The organism is Roseomonas acroporae (assembly GCF_023223525.1).
GTDB classification, from domain to species: Bacteria; Pseudomonadota; Alphaproteobacteria; order Acetobacterales; family Acetobacteraceae; genus Roseomonas_E; species Roseomonas_E acroporae.
In genome coordinates, this window is record NZ_JALPRX010000273.1 from 1 (window position 1) to 437 (window position 437).

The window sequence follows — 437 nt, forward strand, 5'->3', positions numbered from 1 at the left end:
CAGTAGGGGCAGAGGATGCCCGTACTGCCCCGCCGCCCACCACCGCCGGCGAGCAGGCCGAGGCCGCGATCCGCGACCGCGCCCTGGCGCTCGCCGTGATCCGGCAGGCCCTCGCCGACGCGACCGCGACGAAGCTCTACGACCCGCGCCGCAGCGGCGGCAACGCCCGCGCGGTCACCGCCGAGGAACGGGAAGAGGCACGGCTGTTCCTGACCGGCGGCGGGCAGTGGGCGGTGGCGCGACGCCTCTGGTGCGATGCGGCGGGTGTCACGCCGGAGTGGCTGGAGCGGTGCGCGGCGCGGATGCCAGTGCTGGAGCCGTCGCCATGATCGGTGCCATGTGCACTACCACGCCGCACGTGCCGACGCGCGCCGTCCGCGCTACGCTGCCGTTCGGCGGGGCTAGGCTGGCCCCCGAACGCCCGGAGCCTCCGCACC

At 76.2% G+C, this 437-nt stretch carries 1 protein-coding gene; it reads left to right on the top strand.

Going from position 1 to position 437, the window contains the following annotated elements; translation table 11 throughout:
- The coding region (locus tag M0638_RS28475) for a hypothetical protein (RefSeq protein ID WP_248670333.1) at positions 1–329 on the top strand (329 nt) is incomplete at its 5' end.
- Positions 330–437 lie beyond the last annotated feature (108 nt).